General features: G+C 63.0%; 10 protein-coding genes. 8 read left to right on the plus strand and 2 right to left on the minus strand.

The window, feature by feature from the left end; all coding sequences use genetic code 11:
- Positions 1-120: 120 nt before the first annotated feature.
- The 5 genes from CO670_RS25520 (at position 121) to CO670_RS25540 (ending at position 5,103) form a co-directional block, all read left to right on the plus strand.
- On the plus strand, positions 121-1,422 hold the full coding sequence (locus CO670_RS25520) for an extensin family protein (RefSeq protein WP_097592812.1): 1,302 nt from the start codon (positions 121-123) through the stop codon (positions 1,420-1,422).
- A 166-nt stretch (positions 1,423-1,588) separates the two neighbouring features.
- The gene (locus tag CO670_RS25525; protein WP_008535048.1) at positions 1,589-1,936 is read left to right on the plus strand and encodes a hypothetical protein; all 348 of its coding nucleotides are present in this window, start codon (positions 1,589-1,591) and stop codon (positions 1,934-1,936) included.
- A gap of 244 nt (positions 1,937-2,180) precedes the next feature.
- Complete coding sequence (locus CO670_RS25530) at positions 2,181-4,109, plus strand: hypothetical protein (RefSeq protein ID WP_097592813.1); 1,929 nt, start codon at positions 2,181-2,183, stop codon at positions 4,107-4,109.
- Between the two features lie 25 nt (positions 4,110-4,134).
- The gene (locus CO670_RS25535) at positions 4,135-4,353 is read left to right on the plus strand and encodes a hypothetical protein (protein WP_088687633.1); all 219 of its coding nucleotides are present in this window, start codon (positions 4,135-4,137) and stop codon (positions 4,351-4,353) included.
- 141 nt (positions 4,354-4,494) lie between these two features.
- Positions 4,495-5,103: a hypothetical protein gene (locus CO670_RS25540; RefSeq protein ID WP_097592814.1), complete on the plus strand. Its 609-nt coding sequence runs from the start codon at positions 4,495-4,497 to the stop codon at positions 5,101-5,103.
- A gap of 9 nt (positions 5,104-5,112) precedes the next feature.
- On the opposite strand, the gene CO670_RS25545 is transcribed toward CO670_RS25540, so the two are convergent.
- Complete coding sequence (locus tag CO670_RS25545; RefSeq protein WP_088687631.1) at positions 5,113-5,751, minus strand: TetR/AcrR family transcriptional regulator; 639 nt, start codon at positions 5,749-5,751, stop codon at positions 5,113-5,115.
- 142 nt (positions 5,752-5,893) lie between these two features.
- Between CO670_RS25545 and CO670_RS25550 the strand changes: the two genes are divergently transcribed.
- The 3 genes from CO670_RS25550 (at position 5,894) to CO670_RS25560 (ending at position 8,767) form a co-directional block, all read left to right on the plus strand.
- A complete protein-coding gene (locus tag CO670_RS25550) occupies positions 5,894-7,090 on the plus strand; it encodes a TCR/Tet family MFS transporter (protein WP_097592815.1) in 1,197 nt (398 codons plus the stop codon).
- A 141-nt stretch (positions 7,091-7,231) separates the two neighbouring features.
- Positions 7,232-7,627 (plus strand): Ohr family peroxiredoxin, encoded by a 396-nt coding sequence (locus CO670_RS25555; RefSeq protein WP_097592816.1) that lies wholly within the window; start codon positions 7,232-7,234, stop codon positions 7,625-7,627.
- Between the two features lie 93 nt (positions 7,628-7,720).
- On the plus strand, positions 7,721-8,767 hold the full coding sequence (locus tag CO670_RS25560) for a DUF3095 family protein (protein ID WP_097592817.1): 1,047 nt from the start codon (positions 7,721-7,723) through the stop codon (positions 8,765-8,767).
- 317 nt (positions 8,768-9,084) lie between these two features.
- Here the strand turns inward: CO670_RS25560 and CO670_RS25565 are convergent, their stop codons facing one another.
- Positions 9,085-9,558: a MarR family transcriptional regulator gene (locus CO670_RS25565; protein ID WP_097592818.1), complete on the minus strand. Its 474-nt coding sequence runs from the start codon at positions 9,556-9,558 to the stop codon at positions 9,085-9,087.
- Positions 9,559-9,727: the final 169 nt, after the last annotated feature.

Genomic DNA, 9,727 nt, shown 5'->3' on the forward strand with positions numbered 1-9,727 from the left:
GCTTTTTTCGTTTCCGTCGCCTTCAGATTGTGCCGGTAAGTTTTCATTCACCGTTTTTAATTAAAATTGGACCGAGTTTTTTCGGTCACTGCACTGCCGGCCTGCGGAAGCGATAAGAGTATGGCGTTTGTTTCCTTTCCTCGGCGTTCCCTTTTGCCCGTGCTGCTTTCGGTGGCGCTGACGACCTGTTCGATCAGCGACGGGCTGGTGCCGCCTGCCAATGTCGACAGCGGCACAAGGGTCAGTTCGATCTCGCCGGCGCGGGGCGCGGCGCGTATGGCGCCGGCGGTGCGCATGGCGCCCGTGGAGAGCCAAGCCTCCTATCCCGTTTCCAGCGCGCCTGTCGGCAATAGCCAGAGTTCCGTCGATTATCTCGATACGCCGAACCTTGCCGGCACTGGTCACGCCGCCTCCGCGCAGCCGGCAGCGCGTGGGCGCCGGCTGCCGATGATCGACAGCGACGAGGCGATGGCGGCAGGCCAGCAGACCGGGAACTGGGGCGGTACGCAGAACCTTGCGATCCCTTCCGGCGGCGTCAACATGGATGACGAGCTCGGGGCCGAGCCGGTCGTCGGCCTGGCGCAGGAGCAACAGCAGCAGATCGCCGAGGGCAATGCCACCCAGCCGGTCGTCGACGGCATCGGCACCGATAGTCCGACCCAGCTGAACCAGCCAGAGCGGCAGATCGTGCCGCAGCCGGCAGCGCAAGCTGAGATGAGCCGGGCGCCGACCTGGAGCGACGGCAGCCCCATTGTGGCGCCGACCCGCGTTCCCGAAGAGGACGAGGCCGAGGAAGTCGCGATGCTGCGGCCGAACAACCCGATGATGAGCGAGCCGGCCGCACCGGTCGACCCGAGCGTCATGCCGGCCTCCGAGCTTGCCTGCCGGCGCGAGCTGAAGCGCATGGGCGTGCTCTTCGACGAGAAGCCGCCGATCTCGCAGGGGCCGGCCTGCCAGGTGCCTTATCCGGTGTCGCTGAAGGGGCTTTCCGGCAATATCGGCGTGAAGCCGGCGGTGACGCTGAACTGCCAGGTGACGCTCGCCTTCGCCAAATGGGTGAAGAACGAGCTGGCGCCATCGGCCCGCTACCGCTACTGGAGCGGCATCCGGACCATCCAGCCGCTCGGCGGCTATTCCTGCCGCCGCATGAACAACAGCCGGCAGCGGTATAATCCGATGTCGGAACATGCCCGCGGCAACGCCATCGATGTCGGCAAGTTCGTGCTGAAGAACGGCCATGCGATCGACGTGCGCAAGAAGGGCCTGTTCTCCTTCCGCGAAGGCCGGCTGCTGAAGGCCGTGCGCAGCGACAGCTGCCGCTATTTCAACACCGTGCTCGGGCCGGGCAGCAACCCGGAGCACTGGAACCACTTCCACTTCGACCTGCGCTCCCGCAAGAGCGGCAGGGTCTATTGCAACTGACCGGGGTTGCCGGAGCGATCCGGCAAGGCCGTTGAAAAAGGGTTCATCCCGGCGGCCGGGCGCGCTATAGAAGGGCGAGGCGGATTGCCGTTAAAGGGTTTTTACGCGTGTCGTTATCGCAAAACCGCACACACTTTTGCGCGACACGCTTTGGCGAGTTTGATCCATGAGCTATGAATTCCACGTCGGCCAGAAGGTCGTCTGCATCAACGATACGTTCAAGCATGTCAGCATCGATCAGCTCATCCGCAAGGGCGAGATCTACACGATCCGCTGGGTGGGCGAATATACGCACTATGTCGACGGCACCTTTATCGGCGTGAAGCTTGCGGAAATCCATCGCGGCAATGATGACGGGCCGGAAGGCTATGGTGCGGCCGACATGCCCTATCGCGCGACGCGCTTCCGGCCGCTGGTCAAGGACAAGATCGCCTCCCTGCGCAAGCTTCTGGCGCCGACGCCGGATGCGCCTGTCGAACCCAAGGAAAAGACCAGGAAGAAAGAAAAGGTCTGAGGATCGCTCCGCGGCTGCGGCCGGCAAGGCGCGCCGGCGCAGGTAAAACCGGCTGCGAATGCATCCGGAAATTCATTGGATCGGTGTAAAAACATAAGCAAAGTTTGCGCGGCACAAGCGTGTTGAATTTCCCCGGAGGTTCAGACAGAGTGCCGGCCGGTTAGACTTGGCGCCTCCTCTTGTTGCGTATCGCACATTCCTGTTTGACGCGAACTACATCCCCGTGTGGTGACTTAGACGCAAAATGACTTTCGTTCTGAAGACTTTCGGCAGCTTGCAGCTCGTTGACCGGAGCGGAAATCCGGTTGCCTTTCCCGAGAAGGGGCTTCTGCTTCTCGCCTATCTGTTCACCGCCGATCAAGGCTCGGCGGACCGCTCGACCTTGGCCCGTTTCCTCTGGGGCGAGGCCGACAAGGGTGTCGCGCTTTCGACGTTGCGAAAGGTGATTTCGCGGATCAATGCCCGCCAGACCGAGCTCGGCGTGAACCTGCTCTCGCTGCAGGCCAATCTGGTTTCCTTGAACCGGGACTCCCTGTCTTCGGATCTGTTGCAGCCTGGCCAGGCGGAGGATGGCGAGCCGCTCGTCCGGCTGGAGCATGTCGTGAAGCTGATGAACCAGCCCTTTCTCGGGCCGGTCAACTGCCATAGCCGCGAGTTTCAGCGGTGGCTGGCGGAACGCGAAAGCTGCCATGTCGAGATTCTTGGAAACACGCTGAGGGCTGCTTCCGGGCTGGCGCGGTCGCGAAAGGAAACCGAACTCCTGAGGAGGGCTGCGGTCATCCTGTTTCGCACCGAACCGAAGGATCCGGATACGTTGCAGATGCTCATACCGATCTTCCAGGCGGAGGATGAGGTCGAGCACCTTCGCGATCATTTCGAGAAGCGGCAGAATTCCATTCTGCGGGGGATCGCCGTGCTCGACGGCGCAAATGGCGGTGACGATAGCTCTTCCCGTCCCGCGCCGGCGACTGCCAAAGGACAGGAAGCCGCTCTTTCCCTGGAGGCCGAGAGGATCCGGCTCGAAATTCCGCGCCTGGTGCTGCTTCCTCCGAAAAGCCAGTCGATCCGGCCCGAGGCCGGGTTTCTCGCGGCGTCGCTGGTGGAGGACATCACCATCGGTTTCTGCGCCTTCAACAGCCTGCAGGTCATAGCGCCCTATTCGGCAGTCCAGATCGGCCACCAGACCGAGACGCAGAAGGCTTTCTTCGAGCGCCAGCGGGTGAATTACATCCTTGATACCAGGATCAGCAATGCGGGCGACGAGGTGACTTTGTTCGCCCAGCTGATCTTTTTCGACCAGAACCAGATCGTCTGGGCCGAGAGGTTCAGTCTCGATCACATGGAGCTGCTGAAGGACAGGCGAGCGGTCGCCCGGCAGATCGCGCTTTCGGTATCGAGTGAAATCGAACGCCATGAAGCGCTGCGCGAGGATTTGAATCCGGTCGCCTATCATCGCTATCTCGTCGGCAGGCGGCATCTGGCGCGGCTGACCCTTCCGAATCTGAGGCGGGCGCGCAAGGAAATGAAGGCCGCGCTCAGCGTCAGCCCCGATTTCGCGCCGGCGCTGAGTTCGATGGCGCGGACCTATTCGAAGGAATGGCTGCTGACCGCGCGCGGCGATATCGAATTGCTGAAGACGGCGGAAACCTCGTCGCGGCAGGCGATCGAGAAGCGGTCCGACTTCGCCGACGGCTATCGCGAATTCGGCGTGGCCAAGCTGCTGCAAGGTGCGTTCGACGACAGCGCCGAGGCGATGGAGGTGGCGGAAAACCTTGCTCCGCATTATGCCGACGTGATCGCCGACTATGCGGATACTTTGGTTCATTGCTCGCTTCCGGCCATGGCGCTCAGGAAAATCGAGCGGGCGATCGAGCTGAATCCGCTTGCCCCGGACACCTATTTCTGGACTGCGGCGGGCGCGAACTACGCCCTTGGCGAATTCGAATCTTCACTGGATTACATCGGGCAGATGGCGGATCCCAGCCTGGCGGACAGGCTGTCGGCCGCAAGCTGCGCGATGCTGGGCCGCCACGACAAGGCGCGGGTGTTCGTGCGCAGGTTTCGCGAAGCCAATCCGGACTTCGATGTGGATAAGTGGCTGTCGGCAGTTCCGAGTAAAGAGCAATGGCATAAGGATCTTTATCGCGAAGGTCTGAAGAAAGCTGGATTTTAAGTATCAATCACTGGAAGGGCAAAGCATGGCAAGAGTTGTAGTCATCAGTATTGAAGGCGAAGACGATCTTTGGGTGGCGGATCTCGACGCCAAGACCGTGCAGCCTCTCGCGGCGCCGAAATCCGGCGGCCTGCAGGCGGTCGCCGATCTTCGCGCCACCGGCGCAGTCGTGACCAAGGGCGTCAATGTCGCCGTGGTCGTGAAGTCGGCGGAGGCAGCGCTTTCGGGTCATTACGACGGTTAAGGCGTAGGCCCGGAGGTTTGCGTCGACGGCACCGGCAAAGGGCCCTCTGTCGGCTCGCATCTTGGCTGATGCCGATGCGGCAATTGTGCCGCTATCCCGCCTGTGCGACAGTCGTCGGCGTGACATGCCGAGGAGGGGCCGGTGCGGAGGATTTCGACAATTCTGGCGTTTTGCGCCGCTCTGGTCATGCCTATCGCGGCAGCGGCCGATCCGCTCGTTTTCACCTATCATGGATGGCAGGTCGATCTCAGCAATGCCAGGGGCGCCGAGCCCGACAAGGAGATGGTCGCGGCCGTCAAACGGCAGCTCGACATCGTCGAGAACGTCAATCTGAAGCCTGACGTTCTCGTCTTCATGCGGACGATCCCGATCTGGGCGAACCCTGCGGCTGCCGCTTTCGGCCCCGGCCATTACAGCAGCAAGACCGGCATCGACCTGCGCGTCAGGAGCCTCGACCCGGACAAGCCGATCATCCTGCACGAGCTTCTGCATGCCTATCACGACAGGATGCTTCCCGGCGGATTCGGCAATGGCGATGTCAGGCAATTCTTCAGCAATGGCCGGGGGCTCTGGCCGGGCGATTCCTACATGATGAGCAACGACCGGGAATTCTTCGCGGTCACGGCGAGCGTCTACCTCTATGGCGATATCGATCGGCCGCCTTACTCGCGCAGCCAACTGCGGGAGAAGCAGCCGAAATATTACCAGTGGCTCGCCGCCTTGTTCGACGACGGCCGGCCGCGGTCCTGAGACGCATGTTCAGGCGTAGGGCGTGCCCGCCATCGCCGCTTTGATGCCGATGGTGCCCTGATCGACGAGGGCGAGGAAGGCGGCTTTCGCCTCCTCAGGATTGTGGTTGCGCCGGAAGGTCTTGTGCGCCTCGATGAAGGCCACGCTCCATATCGAAAGCAGCATGCCGGCGGCGAGATGGGCGGCGGGATCGTCCGTTCCTCGGCCCGCGCATTCCGCCAGCCCGGCCGCGACGACGCCGGCCAGTTCGTCGCGGATCGCTCTCGCCCGTGCCTTGAGGGTGTCGCTGCGCTCGACCGTCTCGATGAAACCCTGGCTTCCAGCAGAGAATTGAACGAAAGGCGCCTGCTCCTCGACGAGGCGGTGGGCAAGCCGGCGCAGCGTTTCGATCGGCGAGACGGCGGGATCGCGCTGCCGCAAGGCCTCACGAAGGATCTCGCGGCCTTCCTCGTCGCGATCGAAGAACATGTCTTCCTTGCGGGGGAAGTGGTTGAACACCGTCATCCGCCCGACATCGGCGGCAGCGGCGATCTCATCGACCGTCACATGTTCGAAGCCGCGCTCGCGGAACAGGCGGTCGGCGGCCAAGGTGATGGCGCGTCGCGTGGCGAGGCGTTTGCGGGTTCGCAGGTCTGGCGGTGTGGACATGCCGCCATCGATAGCAGGGATCTTATACTCAGTACACATTTATCTTGACTGGTGGCCGCCTTGGCGTATTTATATACTTAGTACATATTTAATATCAGTCTACATTTTCCGCGACGCGCGGCACGAGCCGAAGGACGCCATCATGAATAAACCCCTCATCGTCATCTTCACCGCCATCGGCCTCGATGCCGCGGGCATAGGCCTGATCTTCCCCATCCTGCCGCGGCTGCTCCAGGAGGTAACCCATGCCGGCAATGTCGCTGCCTATATCGGGATCATGACCGCGCTTTATGCGCTGATGCAGTTCGTCTTCGCGCCGGTGCTCGGCGCCTTGAGCGACAATCTCGGCAGGCGTCCCGTGCTGCTGCTTTCGCTTGGCGGGGCGGCGATCAATTATCTCGTCATGGCCATTGCGCCGCAGCTCTGGATGCTGCTGCTCGGCCGCGCCATTGCCGGCCTGACCAGCGCCAACGTCTCCGTCGCCATGGCTTACATCACCGACATCTCGGCGGAGGACATGCGAGCCCGCCGCTTCGGCCTGTTCAACGCGACCTTCGGCATCGGCTTCATCGTCGGGCCGGTGCTCGGCGGGCTGCTCGGCGACCAGTGGCTGCGGCTGCCATTCATCGCCGCTGCCGTGCTGAATGCCTGCAATCTCCTGCTGGCCTTCTTCGTTCTGCCGGAGTCCCGCGCGCCGGCGCGGGGGAAGATCGAGTTCGCCGCCCTCAATCCGCTGCGGCCGCTCCGCTGGGTTCTGTCGATGAAGGGGCTCCTGCCGGTCATCCTGGTGTTTTTCATCCTGAGCGCCACCGGCGAGGCCTATGGCACCTGCTGGGCACTGTGGGGTTTCGACACCTTTCATTGGAACGGTCTCTGGATCGGCCTGTCGCTCGGCGCATTCGGCATCTGCCAGACGCTGGTGCAGGCGCTTTTGCCCGGCCCGGCCAGCAAACGGCTGGGCGAACGCGGCGCCGTCGTCGTCGGCATCGCCTGCGCCTGCATCGCTCTCATCGCCATGGCCTTCGCCAGGGAGGGCTGGATCGTCTTCGCCATCATGCCGGTCTTTGCGCTCGCCGGCATCGGCACGCCGGCATTCCAGGCGCTCGCCACCCGGCAGGTCGATCCCGCCCGCCAGGGCGAGCTGCAGGGCGTGCTGACATCGGCCGTCAGCCTGGCGTCGATCATCGGTCCGCTGGCCTTCTCGACACTCTACTTCGCCGTCCGGCAGGCGTGGCCGGGGGCGATCTGGCTCTCCGTCGTCGCCATATACATCGTCGCGGTTCCGCCGGTGCTGTTGGGAACCCGGACTGGCCGTGCCGTGGCGCCCGTAAGCGCGTAGAGGCCAAGCCTCGGATCCGGTCGATCTAAATCGCATCCGATTAAATCGGAATGGTGTTGACATCAAATTCGGTTTGGCGTATTAACGCGCATCCGATTAAATCGGACACGCTATAAATAACCGAACCGAAAGGAAATGACCATGACCGAGAAGCTTCTTTTCACTGGCAAGACCCACATCGCCGGCGGCCGCGAAGGCTATGCGCGCAGCAGCGACGGCACGCTCAAAATCAAGCTGCCGCAGCCGCACCCGGCTGCCGAAAACCTGTTCGGCGCCGCCTGGTCGGCCTGCTATATCGGCGCCATCGAGCTCGCCGCCTCGCAGCGGAAGATCAAGCTGCCGGCCGGTCCCGAGGTCGATGCCGAGATCACCCTCAACGCCGATGGCGGCTCCTTCTTCCTGCGCGCACGCTTCGACGTCAGCCTTCCCGGCATCGAGCGCGGCGTCGCCGAGGAACTGATCGAGGCAGCGCACGGGATCTGCCCTTACTCCAAGGCGACGCACGGCAATATCGGCGTCGAGACCCGGCTCGTCTAACGGACGCGCCTGAAAGCGGGGGTCTGCCGATCGGCGGCAGACCCGTTTTTGAGCCAGCATCCATCGAAACGCCACCGATCCGGAGAATATGCCATGACCAGCAGCCATGCAGAGCCGCACCGGGCCTATGACGAGTTTTCGCTTTTGCTCGATCCCGATGTCTACGAGCCGTTGCCTGACGATTGGCTGATCGGGCTCACCGATGTCGTCAGCTCGACAGCGGCGATCGGGCAGGGGCGTTACGCAGACGTCAATTATGCCGGCGCCGCGATCATCGCGGCCCTCGGCAATGCCTGGGGCTCGTTCGATTTTCCCTTCGTGTTTCGCGGAGACGGGGCGGCTTTCACGCTGCCGCCGCATGGCCTCATGGCCGCGACCTCGGCATTGCGGCAGGTCGCGAGTTTTGCCAGGACCGACCTCGACCTGACCCTGCGTGTCGGGCTGGTCACCGTCCGCGAAATCCGCGCTGCCGGGCGTGACGTGAAGATCGCCCGCTACGCCGCCTCCGAAAAGGCAACTTATGCGATGTTTGCAGGCGGCGGGCTCAAATGGGCGGAGCAGCAGATCAGGAACGGCCGCTATCTCGTCAAGCCCGGGCGCTACCCGTCGCGGCCCGACCTGACCGGCCTCAGCTGCGACTGGGCGCCGTTTCCGAGCCGGCAGGGCGAGATCCTGTCGCTGCTGGTCGAACCGCGCGATCATACGAGCCCGGAGGAGTTTGCGGCGCTCGCGAAGTGCGTGCTTGCGGTTTTCGATGCCGCGCCGCGCCGGTCCTCTCCGATTTCGGCGGAGAATGCGGTCCCCAGGGACGGCGCACGGGAGGTCAGCGCGACAGCCTGGCCGGAGGTCGCCTCCAATTCGGATTTCCGCAAGTTCGATGACGGTCTGCGCCTGACGCTGGACTGCACGCCCGAACAGATCGACAGCGTCGAAGCCATTTTGGCTGCGGCAAGGATGCGCGGCGAAATCGACTTCGGCCTGCACCGCCAGTCGCACGCGCTGATGACCTGCCTCGTCCCCGCCGGCCGCCCGGATTCGCACCTGCATTTCCTCGACGGCTTGGGCGGCGGCTATGCGAAAGCGGCGGAGATGATGGAGGAGGGGGCGCTTGCGCAGGTGGTGCGGTCGCGTGCGCTGTAGGGCTGGGGTTGACACTACCTGTCCTCCCTCGCCAAGTCAGCTTATCGGGAAACAGGCACCACCTTTCCTCCGTCATTCCTGTGCCCGTCACAGGAATCCAGCCACCGCGCGTCGGCGCGGTGAGTGACTCTGCTGAAAGCAAGAGAGTCTCCCGCGCCCAAGGACTTGGGCGCGCTGGATCCCTGTGACGGGCACAGGGATGACGGAGGTGAGGTAGTGCCCGCCCAATCGCGCCTTCCGAGAAGAACGGTGCCATTCTCGACCAATGCGCCCATCGCTTTGGGCATGTCACCGGTCCGTGATAAGTGATGTGATCATCATTTTCCCGGTTCGGCCTGCGCCCGCAGCAGGTTGTCGCGCAGCCGCGCCACGGATTGTTGCACGACCGGGAATTCATCGCCGAGGCCGATGGCGTCGGTCAGGGCGGAGCCGGGATCGGTTTCGAGAAGATTGCGGCCCGCCGGCGTCAGGCTGACACGCACCTGCCGTTCGTCGGCGGGATCGCGATGGCGGGTGATAAAGCCCGATGATTCCAGCTTCTTGAGGATCGGCGTCAGCGTGTTGGATTCGAGGAACAGTTTCTCGCCCAGCATGCTGACCGTCTGGCCGTCCTCCTCGGAGAGGGCAACCATGGCGATATATTGGGTGTAGGTCAGGCCCAGCGCATCCAGGATCGGCTTATAGGCGCGGCCGAAGGCGAGGTTGGCCGAATAGATCGCGAAGCACAGGAAATTCGACAGCTTCCTGGGTGCGGGCGCATCAGGCTGTTTTGCGGTTTTAGACATGGGCATCGGCCTATCCTGTCCGGATATTGAAGGATGGTCTCTATATATATCGCATCCGATTAAATCGCAATGGTGCATCGGATGTTCGTCCGGCCGTCGCCCGGCATTCCGGGCGGCGGCCAGTATCTGACCCGTGGCCTAGGACCAATCGACATTCAGGATTCCCAAATCAGCT

Source organism: Rhizobium sp. J15 (genome assembly GCF_002531825.1).
In the GTDB taxonomy this organism is placed as follows: Bacteria; Pseudomonadota; Alphaproteobacteria; order Rhizobiales; family Rhizobiaceae; genus Rhizobium.

What these genes read in the sequence shown, in the direction of transcription:
- CO670_RS25560 (WP_097592817.1), top strand. Translation starts at nt 7,721, where the DNA reads ATGACCAGCAGCCATGCAGAGCCGCACCGGGCCTATGACGAGTTTTCG.
- CO670_RS25550 (WP_097592815.1), top strand. Translation starts at nt 5,894, where the DNA reads ATGAATAAACCCCTCATCGTCATCTTCACCGCCATCGGCCTCGATGCC.
- CO670_RS25555 (WP_097592816.1), top strand. Translation starts at nt 7,232, where the DNA reads ATGACCGAGAAGCTTCTTTTCACTGGCAAGACCCACATCGCCGGCGGC.
- CO670_RS25520 (WP_097592812.1), top strand. Translation starts at nt 121, where the DNA reads ATGGCGTTTGTTTCCTTTCCTCGGCGTTCCCTTTTGCCCGTGCTGCTT.
- CO670_RS25565 (WP_097592818.1), bottom strand. Translation starts at nt 9,558, where the DNA reads ATGCCCATGTCTAAAACCGCAAAACAGCCTGATGCGCCCGCACCCAGG.
- CO670_RS25545 (WP_088687631.1), bottom strand. Translation starts at nt 5,751, where the DNA reads ATGTCCACACCGCCAGACCTGCGAACCCGCAAACGCCTCGCCACGCGA.
- CO670_RS25525 (WP_008535048.1), top strand. Translation starts at nt 1,589, where the DNA reads ATGAGCTATGAATTCCACGTCGGCCAGAAGGTCGTCTGCATCAACGAT.
- CO670_RS25530 (WP_097592813.1), top strand. Translation starts at nt 2,181, where the DNA reads ATGACTTTCGTTCTGAAGACTTTCGGCAGCTTGCAGCTCGTTGACCGG.
- CO670_RS25535 (WP_088687633.1), top strand. Translation starts at nt 4,135, where the DNA reads ATGGCAAGAGTTGTAGTCATCAGTATTGAAGGCGAAGACGATCTTTGG.